The sequence below is a fragment of the Lichenifustis flavocetrariae genome, assembly GCF_026130545.1.
Classification (GTDB): domain Bacteria; phylum Pseudomonadota; class Alphaproteobacteria; order Rhizobiales; family Beijerinckiaceae; genus Lichenihabitans; species Lichenihabitans flavocetrariae.
The window spans coordinates 356677-372518 of the sequence record NZ_JAMOIM010000001.1 but is presented as its reverse complement, the minus strand read 5'-3'; the positions used below and the strand labels follow the sequence as shown (position 1 = coordinate 372518).

At 63.6% G+C, this 15842-nt stretch carries 9 protein-coding genes; 8 read left to right on the top strand and 1 reads right to left on the bottom strand.

The genetic code is table 11. From position 1 onward, the window contains the following. The first annotated feature begins 7 nt into the window (after positions 1-7). Complete coding sequence (locus tag M8523_RS01695) at positions 8-1627, top strand: NHL repeat-containing protein (protein WP_282583081.1); 1620 nt, start codon at positions 8-10, stop codon at positions 1625-1627. Between the two features lie 422 nt (positions 1628-2049). On the opposite strand, the gene M8523_RS01690 is transcribed toward M8523_RS01695, so the two are convergent. Next, positions 2050-3378: a type VI secretion system protein TssA gene (locus tag M8523_RS01690; protein ID WP_282583080.1), complete on the bottom strand. Its 1329-nt coding sequence runs from the start codon at positions 3376-3378 to the stop codon at positions 2050-2052. Between the two features lie 286 nt (positions 3379-3664). Here M8523_RS01690 and M8523_RS01685 point away from each other — a divergent pair, with 286 nt between their 5' ends. The 7 genes from M8523_RS01685 to tssM all read left to right on the top strand — a co-directional run bounded on the left by M8523_RS01685 (position 3665) and on the right by tssM (position 15842). Next, positions 3665-4741, top strand: coding sequence for a hypothetical protein (locus M8523_RS01685; RefSeq protein WP_282583079.1), 1077 nt, complete (start codon positions 3665-3667; stop codon positions 4739-4741). Between the two features lie 624 nt (positions 4742-5365). Then, complete coding sequence (locus M8523_RS01680) at positions 5366-7297, top strand: type VI secretion system Vgr family protein (protein ID WP_282583078.1); 1932 nt, start codon at positions 5366-5368, stop codon at positions 7295-7297. A gap of 59 nt (positions 7298-7356) precedes the next feature. Continuing rightward, entirely contained in the window at positions 7357-7905 is a 549-nt protein-coding gene (locus M8523_RS01675) for a DUF6931 family protein (RefSeq protein WP_282583077.1), read from the top strand. 45 nt (positions 7906-7950) lie between these two features. Next, positions 7951-9333 carry a type VI secretion system-associated FHA domain protein TagH gene (gene tagH, locus M8523_RS01670; protein WP_282583076.1) on the top strand — a complete coding sequence of 461 codons (1383 nt, stop codon included), beginning with the start codon at positions 7951-7953 and terminating at the stop codon, positions 9331-9333. A gap of 36 nt (positions 9334-9369) precedes the next feature. Beyond that, positions 9370-10707 (top strand): type VI secretion system baseplate subunit TssK, encoded by a 1338-nt coding sequence (gene tssK, locus M8523_RS01665; protein WP_282583075.1) that lies wholly within the window; start codon positions 9370-9372, stop codon positions 10705-10707. After that, positions 10704-12278, top strand: coding sequence for a type IVB secretion system protein IcmH/DotU (icmH, locus tag M8523_RS01660; protein ID WP_282583074.1), 1575 nt, complete (start codon positions 10704-10706; stop codon positions 12276-12278). The genes tssK and icmH overlap by 4 nt, the downstream gene beginning before the upstream one ends. 60 nt (positions 12279-12338) lie before the next feature. Then, complete coding sequence (gene tssM, locus M8523_RS01655; RefSeq protein ID WP_282583073.1) at positions 12339-15842, top strand: type VI secretion system membrane subunit TssM; 3504 nt, start codon at positions 12339-12341, stop codon at positions 15840-15842.

Sequence of the window (15842 nt, the reverse complement as noted above, 5' to 3'; positions counted from 1 at the left end):
CTCCATCATGTCCCGAGCCGTCCTGGCTTTAGCGATCACCCTGGTGTTCTGTCAGATCACATCGGCGACCGCAGACGACCGGCTCGTGAGGCGTTTTACCTCTGGTGACGGTCCCACCGCAGTCGGCACCAGCTTCAGCGACGCGGGCGAGGACCAAGAGGAGGATGGCCCGCAGGCGATCGCGACAGGCGAGCGCGGCAAGGTGTTCGTTCTCGATCAGATCAATTCCCGCATCCTGACCTTCGACCCAAAAGACACGGCCGCCGCGCCTCAAGCGCTCGCCCTTCCGCCGGATGTCCGGCCGACCGATCTGGTGGTCAAGGGCGCGGATCTTTATGTCTGGGACGGCAAGGTCCATGCTCTGCAGCCTCTAGGCCCCGAAAGTGCGCCGACGCGCGGCCTGACCGAGACCCGCTCAGCGGAACCGGTCGACGACACCGTCATGACGGCCTTTGCCCAGGTCGGGTCGACCGACGGCGGCGACCTTCAAGGGGAGACGACACGTGGGGTCAAGACGAACCGCCGTAACGACCTCGCCCGGCAGACGGTCTCCACCCACGGCCGCGGCACCGTCGTCGCAAGTGTCACGCTGACGGACCGGGGGGCGGGCGCGGTTCTCGACATTCAGGGTCAGGGCGCGAGCGGCGTGTCAGCCAAGATCCGTCTTCGCGTCCGCGATCGGCTTGGCACCGTCGCGTTCCTCGACATCGACAAGAGCGGGCGCATGTACGTGCTGGCGGAGAATATTCCGCTCAGCATCAGGGACACGGCTTTCGCGTTCGTGGCCAGATTTTCGCCCGCAGGCGTCCTTGAGGGCGTCCACGAGGTGCCGTTGTCGAGCACCACGGTCTCCCGCCGCTGCGTGACCGTGTCGGCGGACGGTGATGTCTATTTCCTCAAGACGCTGAAGACCGCCGTCGACATCATCGGCCTCGGCTTTCGGGCGACGCCCAACGCCAAATTCGTTGAGGCTAGTCGTCGCCAACCCAATGCGGCGGCCCTGGCCTGGGCTGACCCGAAAGGCATCAGCATGGCGGTCGGCCCTCTCACGCGGCAGAAGGTCATCCAGGCAGCCCTCAGCTATGAGGGAATCCAGTGGACCGTGACGCCGCCCGTCTACGGGGCCGACAACGAGGCCTGCAGCGGCTTCAGCGGCCGTATTCGGGTGCCGATGTATATGATTGGCAAGGTCGGCCAAACCGTGCGCGGCGTGCCTTATTGCTGGGGCTGCCAAGGGTCGATCCGGCAGTTCGTCGACCGGATCCAGCATGGAACCCTGGCCGGAAACGTCTGCACGAAGGACGGTGTGCGAACCGACGTGGCCGGGGTCGATTGCTCGTCCTTCGTCAGCGCGGCCTGGGGCCTGTCCACCCACTTCTCGACCGCCGCGATCCCCGCCATCGCCGAACAGCTGGCCAACCCATGGGACCTTCAGCCGGGCGATGCGCTGGACAAGCCCGGCTCCCACGTCGTGCTGTTCCTGGGTTTCACCCCGAACCGCGAAGCTCAGGTCATGGAAGCATCACCAGGCGCCTGCAACGGCCGCGTGTGCCGCAATATCTATCCACTGTCCTGGTTACTCTCCCGCGGCTTCATACCGGTCCGCTATCGCGCGTTGATGAATTAGGTGCGGTGCCGGCCGCGGCGTGACTTCCTCCGCGAAGCCTTGTGACGGGCATCACAGACCTTCGGACTGGCCAGGTCTATCTCTGCGCCAATGAGGCCGTCATCCAGGCCTCACGGATGGGAGCACCCCGATGCACCACATTGGACCTGAAACAGCGCAAGACATCATCCGCAGCCTCAGTGCGCGCCTGCAACACGACCGCGGCAAGAATTTCATCTCAACGGTAAGCGGCACCCCGGATCGCGCTCCCCGGCGGACCATGACCTTCGGGGTCCGTCGCCTCTCGGAATGGCCGTCTCTGTCGAAGCTCGTCGGAGTCGCAGATGCCAGCGCAAGACTCCGGTAGGGCTTCCCCCGCGCCGCTCGACGAGGTGCGTGCCACTGCGATGACCAACCCGTATGCCGGTGCGGTCGCCGACACTTCATTCCCCGCGCAACACGGCCTCCGGCAGCATCGTTCGGATCAGGCTCATGAAATCCTTGCCGACCAGACCGCGTGCCCGGTCGATCAGCATCGGAACCGGGCTCGACGGTTCGACGGCTCGGTAGTGGCCGGCGACACGGTCGAGCAGCGTCAAGGCCTCGGCACGCGACGTCACACGGGCCATAGGAGCCTCTTCGTCGCTGTCCTCCTCCCCATCATCGGCGGACGAGGACGCACTATCCGGATCGAGGCCCTTTTCGGCGATCTGAAGCAAAGGCTGGTCGAAGGCCGGGAGGGACGCGATATTGAGCGTCGCCCGCCGCACCTGATCGGGCAGCAGGGAGGCGAGCGCGTCGAGGAAGGATTTGCCGATGAGCGCCTGCGCCTGGCGCAGCAGCAGAAGCGCCGGACTGGAGGGTTCCGAGGCGGTCAGATAGCGCGTGGCCTCGGCCAAAGCGCGCTCCGCGGCCTTGGACGACGGGAAGGTGGCGCCGGTATCGGGCGCACGGCTCTCGACCGCCTCGACGCCGTCCCCGGTCTCCTTGTCGGCGTCCACCGGTGTCGCGGGCGGATTGACCCGGTCGAGCATGGCACGGATTTTCCGGACGGCGTCCGAGAGCCGGCTGAGGTTGACCGGATTGGCCGGGTCTTTCTCGGCCGAGACCGTACCGATCCGGTTCAGCGCGTCGCTCAGTTCCCGCAACGTCGCCTGTGTCGCCTCGACCGGCGCGAGATCAGATTTGCTTTCCTCGGCGAGCACACGGTCGACGGCCGACGTGTCGGCATCCTCCCGCCCGCCCGCGCCTTCGCGTACGGCGGCCAGATAGCTCTGCCAACTCACGCTGCCGAACCGCCGGCTGCGCAGCAGCGGCGCGTTGTTGAGCGCGGTCACGACCGTATATTGTTCGTTGAGCCGCTCCAGCACGCCGACGCGAAGACCCGAGGCGGGGCGCGGATGCACCTCGTCCCAAAAGCTCTCCAGGAGGGCGGCGATCGCATCAATGCAAATGGCAAAGTCGGGCAGCTTGCGGTCGAAGATGGCAAGCTTCGCCATGAGACCGATCAGACGCAGGTCGTGCGTCCGCGTCAGAAGCTTGGTGCCGAGCGCCACGGTGCTCCCCAGGTTGAGGTCCTTGAAGCGGTCGTCCGTATAGAACGGCTTCCGATTGCCTTCGTGATCTTCGACGAAGTAGCGGTCGGGCAGCACCATCTCGGTGGTCGCCATAAAGTTGGCGAAGGCGTCGTCGTCCTCGGCTTCGAGATCGGGGCCGCAGGGTTGATCGGCGTCGATCGGGGCCGTCAAACTCACTAGGTCCAGGCCAGCCATTCGCTCTCACGCCTCTCGCGGGCGCAAGACATCACGCCGCGGTCAAGGTTACAATGTGGCCCGACCAGGGCTCAACCCGATCCTTGTCGCACGGAACCGTGTTCCGGGGCCAACGGGAAGGCAGGAATCCTCCTGTGCGACCGAAACTTGTCGCCGCAAACAGTTGCAGAAGCCGGGCCAGATAAGTGGCGGATCGCCCAAGCCCGAACTCGCTTCCCGACCTGCCGTCGGTTCGGCGGGTCGACATCGTTCCAAAAAATTCCAATCGCTGATCGGAGAACACGCCATGGCCAATCTGCTGCCCGCAACCTCAACGAAGGGGTACGGCTTTGACGCAATCAACTCGGCCGTCGCCATGCAGACTGGCGAGAAATACGACATGTGGCTCTTCGGCGGCGAGGATATCGGCCTCGACATCACTCAGGGCAAGGATGTGGTCGCTCTGGAAAGTGTCGACATGTCCCGCAGCAACCCGCGGACGTTCTCGCTCCGGGGTCTGAAGGAGGGGTCTGCCACTCTCGTCGGTCGGCTGACGCAGGATGTCGGGGGCTGGAAGTCCGGCGCCGAATTCATCCAGCCATTGACGATCCGTGTCGGCCCCGCCAAGGCGGGGCATGCGCAGGTGCGCGGTAAGGTATCGGTCGACGGCAAGGGCAGCATCGTCGTGCATCCCGGTTTCCGCGACGAACTTCGAGCGTTGAAGGATTGGCGCAAGGCCGTGATCCGGGTCGCCGAAGACCAGATGAACAGCGAAATCGGCAGCACTCAAAACGGTGGAGACGGAATCTACGACGATAAGGACATCATGTGGTGCGGCTCGTTCGTCAGCTTTCTCTACGCCACCATCGCGGGGGTCGACTCGACATGGGCGAATTCGCTCGGCGCCGGGCTCGGCGTCAATTCGCCGTTGAGATCCGGGATCAAGGCATTGAGCCACGCCATGCAAAATCCGGGACGCTTTACCGTCCTCAACTATGCCGGCGATGACCAGTTCGCAGGCGCTCCCCCCATCAAGGTCGAGCGACTTGTCGGCTCGGGTGTCGAACTGCAGCAGGGAGACATATGCCTGCCCCGCGACCAGTACGGCGTCTTTCGCCATGTGTGCATTCTCTACAAGCCACCGACCGGCAACACCGATTTCATCTGCATCGATGGCAACACGTTCGGGAATTACGTGCCGAGCGGATTGCGCCGGGGCAACAACGGATGCATCGCTTACTCAAGCCACGACCAAGCCAACCAGCAGTACACGATCCAAGCAAAGACGTACAAAACGAAAAGCGGCGAGGAAAAGAACGTGAGATTGTCGATGGGTTCGAAATTTCGCCACTATGTGTTTATTCATATTGATAAATTGTCCTAACTTAAAGACGTATTGGAGTAATATTCATAGCCAGTTTTTCATATGTAGCGCGCACTCCACCCGAGTTCGGCAAGAACCGTCGACGCGACCGAGCAACATAGAGATTTCGGCTGATTTTCCGAGCGATCCCTGATTGCCAAACAAGCTCGTCGCGGTTGCGAACTTCACTTTTTGGTCGCTCCGATCGCCGTGGTTTGTTAGGCAGAGTAGCTCTCCTGCGCTGCCTATGCGATCCGAAAAGAAGCGAACTCGCACGAGATCTGAGTGGACGATCCCATCGTGGCGCTCGGGTCCGAGAACCAAGAAAAGCCGAGCTACGTGATGCTCGTCACCGTCTTTCATCGCGATGTCGCGTAAACCGATGAGACGAAGCGGGGGCCTAAGACGTCACGCTTCTCCAAACAGGTGGACCCAGGTCACTTGCCTCCCAACGTGTGTGCCGGAATATTTGTCTTTCGCGAATTGTGAACAACTATGGGAGGTTGAGTGAAAGGAGAACACCTTGGCGATCGGGCGTTCGACATGGCAATATTCGATCGGTTCGTTCTCCCTGCCGGTGCATGACGTTTTATCGAGGACAGAGCGTTTCGATTTTTTTAGAGCTTTAGGGACCCGGAGCCACCCATGAGTGCCGCATTAGTCCAGGCCGAACGTATCGCAACACTCACGACCCCGCTCGGGGAGGACACGCTCGTGCTGGTGCGTTTCAACGGCACTGAGCACATGTCGCAATTGTTCGAGTTCACGATCGACGCGCTGAGCGAAGAGCGCGACGTCGACTTCGACCGCGCCATCGGCCGCAACTGTTCCGTGAGCCTGACGGCCTATGGCGGGACGCGCGTGTTCAACGGCATTCTCGTCGAGGCACAATGGCTCGGCCCCAAGAACGACTATTTTTCCTATCGACTTGTGCTGCGACCCTGGTTCTGGCTGCTGTCCCGCACGACGGATTGCCGGATCTTCGAGAAGAAGACTGTGCTTGAAATTATCAAACAGGTGTTTTCAGATCGAGGATTCAACGATTTCCGGGACAATACAACGCAAAGTTACCCTCAGATCGAATATTGCGTGCAGTACCGGGAGACAGACCTCGATTTCGTCTCCCGTCTCATGGAGCAATACGGCATCTATTATTTCTTCGATCATTCGAGCGCCAAGCACATGCTGGTGATGGCTGACGCGAAATCGTCGCATCAGGCCGTGCCCGGGCTCGCCTCGCTCCCGTTCATCGCGCTCAAAGGCAGTGACCGGCGCGAGCGCGAGCATGTCTTCGAATGGAAAGCCGACCGACAGTTCCGGACCGGAAAGGTCGAGCTCAAAGACTACGATTACATGAAGCCGAACGCCAAGCTCCTGTCCGACGCCAAGGGCACGGCCGGCTACACCAAATCCGACATGGAATTCTACGATTATCCTGGCCAATATATCGAGCAGGACAAGGGCGATCGCTTTGCCAAAGTTCAACTCGAAGCCGAACAAGCCCGCGATCAGCGGCGCTTTGCATCAGGCGCAGCGCCAAGCCTTTTCCCCGGTGGATTGACGACCTTGGAGGAGCAGATCAAGCCGTCAGAAAACATCCAATACCTCGTCCTCGGCGCGACCCACACGATCGTCACCGAAAGCTATCGGTCCGGTGCCGCGACCCTGGAGGACCAGGTCTATGAGGGGAGCTATGAGTTCCTGCCCGGCGACCGGCCCTTTCGGGCGCCGCTGACGACCCCTCGTCCCTTCGTGCACGGGCCGCAGACCGCCAAGGTCGTCGGCAAGTCCGGCGAGGAGATCGATGTCGACGAGGAAGGCCGGATCCTGGTGCAGTTCTACTGGGACCGGAAGAAGATGCAGTCGTGCCGGGTGCGCATCGCACAAGTCTGGTCCGGCAAGGCCTGGGGCGGCATCTTCATCCCCCGCATCGATCAGGAAGTCGTCGTCGAATTCCTGGAAGGCAACCCCGACCGGCCACTCGTGACCGGCACCGTCTACAACGGCGACAACAAGGTGCCCTACGACCTCCCCTCCAACAAGACCAAGAACGGCTGGAAGACCGATTCCTCGAAAGGGCACAACGGCTACAACGAACTCGTCTTCGAGGATAAGGCAGGGTCCGAGGAGATCGGCATCCACGCCCAGAAAGACCTGAATCTCGTGGTTCTCAACGCCGAAACGCGTGAGATCGGTGAGAAATTCATGCCTCCAATGGGAAGCCCGTCCCGCTCGACCACGCTGAAGAACGGCGACGACGAGTTGAAGCTCGAGATGGGGGACCAGAACATCACTCTGGCGATGGGCAGCCAGAATGTCTCGATCATGATGAACCAGACCACGAGCGCGAACATGGCTATTTCGTCGACGGCCATGCTGTCTCACACCGATGCATGCGGCCCCCTGACGTCGACGGCCATGACGCCAGCCTCCATGAGCGATACGGCGCCGATGATCATGATCACGGGCATGGCTCAGGTCACCGTGACGGCGCCGATCATCAATCTCGTCGGGATCGTGAATGTGACGGGGCTTTTGACCGTGAACGGCATGATCCCCATGCTGCTGCCGACGTGAGGGGGCTTGGCGCGGATCCAGTCGACGCCGGAAGCGGTCGAGGTTCTGGGAGGATGGGCGTGCGTTTCAACACCGATCGGGCCTTGTTCGATGCCTTCCCGTCTGCGCGGGACCACGTCAAGACAGAGCCGACCGGCGGTACGCCCGCGGCGTTTTTGAAGCTGCTGCTCGACTGCCACAGCTTCGACGAGGCGATTTCGTTCTGCGCCTATCTGCTCCCGCGGCGCGAGGCGGTGGCGTGGGGTTGCCGCTGCCTGCGCTCGAACCTCCGCGATGGGGCCTCGTCCCACGCCGCAAGCCCGGCTCTGCTGGCTGCGGAAGCCTGGGCCGAGGCACCCTCCGAAGAGCGGCGTCGCACCGCCCACGCGTGCTGGGAGAAAGGCGACAAGGAGAGCCCCGCCAGCTGGCTGGCGCTGGGGGCGGCATGGTCCGGCGCCAGCGTGGCACCCGACACCCCCAATCCGATGCCGGCCGCACCGCACCTTACCGCCACGATGGTTCGGGTGGCGCTCATCCTGCTGCTGCATCCCATTCCGAAGATCGGCAAACCGAACGTGGCGCGTGAATGGATCGCAGATGGATCGCGCATCGCGGAATTCGGACTATGATGATGTGGCTGAACCCAAACGGCTCTCCGACGCCAGAGGACGATGATGGGCCTCAATCTTAGGATCGAGAACCTGCCCCGAATGCCGGACGGTGGACCTCTGTCCTACGTCCTCACGGGTGCGCGCGGCGCCGATATCGGGCGGGATGCACATCTCGACTGGACCCTCCCGGACCCCGGCCGGCATGTCTCGGGCAAACATTGCGAGATCCGTTTCAAGAACGGCAGCTACTTTCTGTACGATGTCTCGCGCAACGGCACCTTCCTGAACGGCAGCGAGCATCGCCTTCAGTCGCCGCATCGGCTGCGCACCGGCGACCGCCTGCTGATCGGCCATTACATCATTGAAGTGGAAGTCGAGGAGGAGGAGGCCCGCCCGGCCGAGGTGGCGGCTCTGCCCGACATGGGCGACCTCTGGGGCGGGGCTGAAAATCCGGCGCCGCCGCTCGATCCGCGCGATCTCCGGCCGGCGGCCCAGATGGTGCCGGTGCGGCCGGATTTCCTGGAATGGGCTGTCGATGTGCCGAACGCGCCCGGGAGCGGCTTCGTGGCGCGTCCCGTCGTCCCGCCCGAACGGGAGGCCGGTCGCGAGCCGGAGCCCCTGAGCTGGGATGCCGGCCCCATGCCATTGCCGCCGCCGCCCGAGCCGCCGTCGCCCATTCCGACGCCGCGCCGTTCGCTCTGGGTCGGCGCAGGACCGGAGGGGCCTTGGAGCAGTGGCCCCGAACAGACGCCGCCGGAGCCGGTCTTGCCTCCAGCCCCGTCGCCAGCGGTGGCCATGCGAGCCCCTCCGAGCCCGACCATTCCAACGCGGGAGAGCGCGGATGTGGTCGCCCGATTCGCCAAAGGCGCGGGTCTGCCACAGGATGCCATTGCGAAGCGTGATGCGGGCGATCTGGCTGAATGGCTCGGGCGGCTCCTGCTGCTTGTCACCGACAATGTGAAGCAATTGCTCGAGGCCCGTGGCCAGACAAAGCGCATCGTCCGCTCGTCAAACCAGACCATGATCGCGGCCCTCGACAACAATCCGTTGAAATTCTCGCCCTCGGCCGGCGATGCCCTGCGGGTGATGATCGGACCACCGACGCGCAGCTACCTCGATGCAGAGCAGGCGCTGCAACAGGGTTTCGACGATCTCAAGTCGCATCAGGTGAGGACATTCGCGGCGATGCAGAAGGCGCTGACGATGTTGCTCGACGACATGGACCCGAAGTCGATCCAGGAAGCGCTTGGTCCCGACAAGGGGGTGGCGGGATGGGTCGGCTCACGCGGCGCCCGGCTCTGGGCGCTCTACGAATCGCGCTGGCAGGCCCGCAGCGGACGAAACGAGAAGGGCATGCAGGACCTTTTCATGCAATATTTTGCCGAGTGCTACGATCAGGCCCAGCGGCCCCCCGAGGGCCCTGGCAAGTCCAGCCGCAACGGTTAAGATTTCAACGACTTATTTCGACCAAAAAGGGTTTCGATGTCGTGGTACAGCAAGGTCGCCTGGCTTGAAGGCCTGTTCCTCAGGCCCCAGCACCTGCAGCAGACCGATCGCTATCTGGAGCACCTCGTCGAGGCTCGGACCCGGCATGCCAGCCCCTATCCCTGGGGATTTTCGCATCTCGAAATCGACTTCGACCTTGCCCAGCAGAGCAAGTTCTCGGTACGGCATGCGACCGGGATCATGCCCGACGGGACGCCCTTCGACATTCCCGGAGACAGCCCCCTGCCCGAGCCCATCGAGGTCCCGGTCAATGCCGCGAAGCAGGTCGTCTGGCTGTCCCTGCCCGTCATTGCGCCCAACACCCGTGAGGTCGACGACAACGCCGCCGAGAGCGCGAGCCGCTACACGACAGGCGCCGAGACGTTCATCGACTCGACCTCGTCGCTGCGGGTCGAACAGGAGATCGACGTCGCCTATCCGCGGTTGAGCTACGATCTTCGGAAAACGCCGAAACCAGGTTTCGCCAGCCTGGCCATCGCCGAGATCACCGAAGTCAGCGACAAGAAGATCATCTTCGACCAGCGCTTCGTGCCGCCCGTCCTCATCTGTTCGGCTCATGCCGTCGTGCAGGGCTGGCTCGACCGCGTGATCGGCTGGGTCGACAACAAGCTCGAAGAGCTTGCCCGCTATGCGGCCGATCCGTCATCGGGCGGAGGCCTGCAGAGCGTCGACTATTTCGTGCTGCAATTGCTGAACCGCCAAATTCCGGTTCTGCGCCACTTTCGCGCGTCGAGCTATGTCCATCCCGAGCGCCTCTATCAGGATCTTCTCCGTTTCGCCGGAGAACTCGCGACATTCTCCACTCCGGAACGACGCGCCCACACCTATCCGGCCTACGATCACGATCATCTCGACGCGACCTTCGCGCCGTTGATCAGCGACATTCAGGAGTTCCTGAATGTCGGCTGGTCGCGCCGCGCGATCCGGCTGGAGATCATCCAGCGATCGCCCAACGCCTTCATCTCGACCATCCGGGACCGCGCGCTGTTCCGCAACGCGACCTTCGTGCTGGAAGTCGAGTCGCGCCGTGCGCTCACCGAGATCCAGAGCCAGTTCCCGAATCTGTTCAAGGTCGGACCCGACACCAAGATGCGTGAGATCGTCTACCAGCATCTGCCCGGCGTGCCGCTCATCCACTTGCCGACGCCGCCACCGCAGATCCGCGCCATAACGGATCACGTCTATTTCTACCTGGACCGCAAATCGCCCATGTGGCCGGAGTTCAGCACCGCGAGCGCGATCGGCATGCACTTCTCTGGTGACTGGCCCGACCTGCGAATGGAACTTTGGGCCATTCTGGAGGGAGCGCGATGAGTGATCGCGGGCCGCCCGAACGGGATGACCGGACCATCATCCGCCCCAACCCGGGCGGGCGCCGGCCCGGTCCACCCTCGACCCCACAGGCACCAAGCTGGCCACAGGCGCCCACCCCGCCGGAATGGGGCAAGGCTGCCGCCCCACCCGCTCCGCCCGGCACTCGAAACGAGAGTGCCTGGCCGCCAAGCGACTGGACCCAGAGCCCGCCTCCTCCGCCGCAGGGCCTGCCTCGGGCAGCGCCGCCACCCGCCTCCCCGCCAAGAGCGCAGGCGGTCGGGCCGGACGAGGACTGGATCGCGAGCGCCGCCCCTGCCCCGGTCGCCACGGGTCCATCCAGGCGGGCTCTGGCGCGGATCGATGAGCTGTTCGCCCCCAACAGCAATCCACTGATGCGCGCGGCGTCGCCGCTTCTCCTGATGCTCGGACGCCTGCGGGCGTCCCTGCTGACCGCCCGCTTCGCGCCCCTGATGGAACAGGTGGCTCAGGCGATCCAGAATTTCGATGTGGAGATCCGCAAGGCCGGCGTGCCCGAGGATCAGGCCACCATGGCCAAGTACATTGTCTGCGCGACCGCCGACGACATCGTGCAGAATATTCCAGCCGACGACCGTCACGAATGGAGCCGCCACAGCATGCTGGCGAGTTTCTTCGGCGAGCGGATCGGTGGCGTCCGTTTCTTCGAGCTGGTCGACCGCGCCAAGGTCGATCCGGTGGTGAATTATTCGCTCCTGGAATTGGAGCACGCGTGTCTGGCGCTTGGGTTCCAGGGCCGATATCGATCCGAAGGCGGCGGCTTCGCCACGCTGCAGCAGGTGCAACGCAATATCTACGAGACCCTCCGGCGCGTGCGCCCGAAGGTGGCGCGGGATCTGTCGCCACGCTGGAAAGGCCAGGCCCTCGCGGCCCGGAAGACAGGCGTGCAGGTGCCGGTTTGGGCCGTCGGCTCCGTCGCGCTTTTGCTGTGTTTCGTCCTCTTCGCCATTCTGCGCTACCTGTTGAGCGGCGGCGCCGAAGCCGCCTCGGCCGCGACCTTGGCGCTCAATCCGGCGACGCCGATCACCCTTGCGCGAAAGACCTTCGTGCCGCCGCCGCCGCCGCCGGTCCCGACCGTGACCCAGCTTACGCAGCTCCAGCGCATCCGCGCGGCATTGGCTCCCGAGATCAAGGCGGGCACGATCTCCGTGCCAGACCCGACCGGCCCGAACTGGATCGTCATCAATGTCGGCAGCCTGCTGCTGTTCAAACCCGGCCAAGCCGCGGTGATCAGCCAGTTCATGCCGCTCGCCGACCGCATCCGCACCATGCTGGAACAGGAGATCGGAACGATCGGCGTGATCGGCCACACCGACAATACCGCGCTCGGTCCGACCGATGCTTTCAAATCGAACTACGATCTCTCGGTCGCCCGGGCCAAGAATGTCGTCGCGATCCTGAAGGACGGATTTCCCATTCCCAGCCGCTTCAAGCTCGAAGGCAAGGGCGCCGACATGCCGATCGCCGACAACAAGACCGAGGCTGGACGACGGCAGAACCGTCGCGTCGAAATCCTCGTGCAGCGGACCGATTGAACCATGCGCGACGGCGTCCATCCGGCATCGAACTCGCGTCGAGGGTAAGAGAACACGACGATGTCGAAGGAAATCATCCGCATCGTTCTCTACGGGCTGGGGCTCGGGTCGTTGTCCGCGATCGTCTATCTGGCGGGCCCGCTGATCGCCTTCGGCGACATGCGGCCGCTCGAAAATCCGATCGTTCGCGACATTCTGATCCTGCTTCTCGTCGCCGGCGCCGGATCGCTTGCGGGCGTCAAAATCTGGCGCCGCCGTAAAGGCGCCGACCAGGTCGCCGAAAGCCTGAGCGGCGCGGAGCCTGACCACAGCGACGCGGACGTCCTCAAAGGGCGGATGAACGATGCGCTCGCGACGCTGAAGAACGCGCGGGGCGGCAAGGCCAGCTATCTCTATGACCTGCCTTGGTACGTCCTGATCGGGCGGCCCGGATCGGGCAAGACCACCGCCCTGGTCAATTCCGGCTTGAAATTCCCGCTGGCCGGCGGTGGGCGGCCCGCGGTCGTCGCGGGCGTCGGGGGCACACGCTATTGCGATTGGTGGTTCACCGAGGAAGCCGTGTTGATCGACACGGCAGGCCGCTACACCACGCATGAATCCGACCCGCAGGCCGACCAGAAAAGCTGGTTCGCATTCCTGGACACATTGAAGAGGGGGCGGCCGAAACAGCCGATCAACGGCGTCCTGGTGGCGATCAGCATCGAGGACATTCTGACGCTCAGCGCCACCGACCTCGCCGCTCTCGCCGCCGCCATGCGGGCGCGCCTTCTCGAATTGCACACCCGTCTGAAGGTCGACTTCCCGGTCTATGCCCTGTTCACCAAGATGGACCTCGTTCTCGGCTTCAACGAGTTCTTCCAGAACCTCGGCCAAACCGGGCGCGCGCAGGTCTTCGGCGCGACGTTCCAGACGAGCGACAAGACCAGCAACCTCGTCGGCCAAGTGCCGGCCGAGTTCGACGCGCTTGTCGAAAGTCTCAACGAGGAGATGCTGGACCGGCTCCAGGACGAGCCGGCGCCCGCCACCCGCGTGCAGCTCTACGGGTTTCCGACGCAGATGGAGGCGTTGAAGCGCCCGCTGTTCGATTTCCTGAACCAGATCTTCGAGCCGACCCGCTATCACGCCAATGCGACGCTGCGCGGCTTCTATTTTACATCCGGAACCCAAGAGGGGACTCCGATCGATCAACTGATCGGGGCGCTCGAAAAGAGTTTCGGCACCGTGGAGATCGCCGCATCGAGCTATTCGGGCGAGGGCAAGAGCTTCTTCCTCACCGACCTCATTAACAAAGTCATTATCGGCGAGGCCGCTTGGGTGTCGACCGATCGCGCTGCGGTGCGCCGGGCCGCGATCCTCAAAGCCTGCGCCTATGCGGCGATGATCCTGGTCGGTTTCGGCCTCGTGGGCCTGTGGTGGATCAGCTACGGCCGCAACGCGACGCTCATTTCGGACGTCAAATCCGCCGTCGCGGATTACACCGCGAACGACAATGGCGTGTCGCAGCAAACCACCATCGCGAGCCATGATCTGTCCAAGGTGCTGCCGCAACTCGGGCGGCTGCGCGCGCTTCCCGATGGCTATGCCGAACGGACGGAGGCTGTTCCGTTGGCCGAGACCTTCGGCTTGAGCCAGCACGACAGGCTGCAATCCTCCGCGATCACCTCGTATCATGTGGCGCTCGAGCGGATGTTTCGCCCCCGCCTGATCTTCCGGCTTGAAGAGGTGCTCGACGCCAAGCGCACCGATCCCGGCGTGATCTACCCGGCCCTGAAAGTCTACAAGATGCTGGGTGGCCTGCATAAGACCGATCCAGCACTCGTGCTCGACTGGATGCGGCGCGACTGGGCCGACAACCTCTATCTCGGCGAAGGCAACGAGCCGGGCCGCAAGGCCCTGGAAGAGCATCTCCAGGCCATGCTCGATCTCGACGAGGGCGACAAACCCCTGGTGTCTCTCAGCCGGCCGTTGCTCGAAGACAGCGAGGCTTCGCTCGCTCAACTGAGCGTCGCCCAGCGGGCCTATGAGCTGTTGAAGTCGCAAGCCTCGCCTTCGGCCAAGCAACCCGATTGGTCGCTGGTTCGGCAGGGCGGCTCTCAGCTCGCCACCGTGTTCGAAGCCGCGGGCCCCGAGCCGCTCGCGACGATCCACGTGCCCTATTTCTACACCTATGACGGGTTTCACCGCGCGCTGCTCGGCCGCTTCGCCGAGATCGCGAGCCAGATCGACGCGGAACGCTGGGTGCTCGGCGAGTCCGCCAAGCAATCCTCCCTGGCCGAGCAATACAAGACGTTGCCGCAGGATTTGCTCGCGATTTACACGCGCGATTTCATCGCGTCCTGGCAGCAGATGCTGCGCAAGATCCGCCTGAAACGGTTCGCGACCGACAAGACCTATGTGGCGTTGACGGCTGCCGCCTCGCCGACATCGCCGATCCGACAACTGATCGAAGGGATCCGCGATCAGACCGCAGTCACGCGGCCGCCGCCGAAACCCGCCGACGCCTCGGCCGAAACCAAGCCTGCGGTCGAAAGTTCGGGGCTTTTGCAGGACGGCGCGCCGGGCGCGGCGATCGAGGATGCGTTCAAAGGGTTCCAGGATATGCTCTCCGGCGATGCCGGAACCCGGCCAATCGACCAATTGCTGAAGACGCTCGGCAATATCGCGAACGACCTGAAGCGGCAGGCCAGCAACCCGAGCGACAGGCCGCAGACCAACGCGGACCTCCAATTGCAGATCGCCGCCTTGCGCAACCTCGGTCCCAGCTTGCCGGTCCCATTTTCCGACATGATCCAGGGTGCGGCGGCGGAATTCGACAGCGAGGAGGTGAGAACCGCCATCGGTCTTCTGGCCCAGGAGCTCGATCAGGTCGCCGACACGTGCAGGGCCGCGACAGACAACCGCTATCCCTTTGTCAAAGCCTCGGATCGTGACATCGGGCTCGTCGATTTCGGACGGGTCTTCGGGCCGGGCGGGGAACTCGATTCCTTCTTCACCCGCAATCTCGCCAAATTCGCGCAGAAATCCGGGCGGGGCTGGGTTTGGAGGCCTGGTGATCCCGTTGCACGCGCGCTGTCACCAAGCCTCCTGAAAAGTTTCACGGATGCGAGCCAGATCCGGGACGCCTATTTCGGCTCAGGCAGCGCCCAGCCCTCCTTCATGGTCACCGTGACCCCGCCCGCCATCACGGACCCGAGCGTGACGGCCAAGATCGATTTCTACGGAACGCCGATCACGGCCCTGGCTGGCAATAGCGCGCCGACGGCGGCATCCTGGCCCGGGCCGGGGACCTACCAGATCAAGATCACGCTCTCGACCGCCTCAACGCCGGCCGCGGACGCACCGGCAACCACCCAGACTGCCACCCCTCCCGAGGTGTCGACCCTGGTCAACAAGACGGGCGTCTGGTCGCTGTTCCGCCTGCTCGACGACGCCGGCCGCGGCGGCACCAGCGTGTCGTTTTTCAGCGGCGGCCAAACCTATAAATTCCAATTCGCCGCCGCGTCCGCCGTCAATCCCCTCAACCTTGCCATGGTGCGGCAATTCCAGTGTCCGGCCCGGATCTGA

What these genes read in the sequence shown, in the direction of transcription:
- M8523_RS01680 (WP_282583078.1), top strand. Translation starts at nt 5,366, where the DNA reads ATGAGTGCCGCATTAGTCCAGGCCGAACGTATCGCAACACTCACGACC.
- M8523_RS01695 (WP_282583081.1), top strand. Translation starts at nt 8, where the DNA reads ATGTCCCGAGCCGTCCTGGCTTTAGCGATCACCCTGGTGTTCTGTCAG.
- M8523_RS01685 (WP_282583079.1), top strand. Translation starts at nt 3,665, where the DNA reads ATGGCCAATCTGCTGCCCGCAACCTCAACGAAGGGGTACGGCTTTGAC.
- icmH (WP_282583074.1), top strand. Translation starts at nt 10,704, where the DNA reads ATGAGTGATCGCGGGCCGCCCGAACGGGATGACCGGACCATCATCCGC.
- tagH (WP_282583076.1), top strand. Translation starts at nt 7,951, where the DNA reads ATGGGCCTCAATCTTAGGATCGAGAACCTGCCCCGAATGCCGGACGGT.
- tssM (WP_282583073.1), top strand. Translation starts at nt 12,339, where the DNA reads ATGTCGAAGGAAATCATCCGCATCGTTCTCTACGGGCTGGGGCTCGGG.
- tssK (WP_282583075.1), top strand. Translation starts at nt 9,370, where the DNA reads ATGTCGTGGTACAGCAAGGTCGCCTGGCTTGAAGGCCTGTTCCTCAGG.
- M8523_RS01690 (WP_282583080.1), bottom strand. Translation starts at nt 3,378, where the DNA reads ATGGCTGGCCTGGACCTAGTGAGTTTGACGGCCCCGATCGACGCCGAT.